The sequence below is a fragment of the Peribacillus sp. SIMBA_075 genome, assembly GCF_046534585.1.
Genome location: NZ_JAWRYN010000700.1, coordinates 1 through 269 on the forward strand (window position 1 = coordinate 1; position 269 = coordinate 269).

The 269-nt window shown below is 32.7% G+C and carries 1 pseudogene; it reads right to left on the reverse strand.

Annotated features, from left to right (window positions below):
* Positions 1-46: 46 nt before the first annotated feature.
* Positions 47-269, reverse strand: a pseudogene (locus tag SB775_RS30005) (DUF3967 domain-containing protein); the annotation flags it as partial.

The window sequence follows — 269 nt, forward strand, 5'->3', positions numbered from 1 at the left end:
CTCTTTGCTTAAAAACTCTGATTTCCACAGTTAAACAGTAGACGAATTACTTCCAGAATTGAAACCACTTCTTCTTTTTCTTTTGTTTTGTTTCTAATACTTCCCGCAATGTTTGTATCAATAGTTGATCCCGTTTTTTTATACTTTCATCAATATACTTTCGCAATTCCTTCATTTCTTCTTTAATCTTCGCTATTTCATTTACTGTATCAATTGGAGCAATGTTGTCTTCAAATTGTTTAAGTTGTTTGTCCACGTTGTCCGCTGTG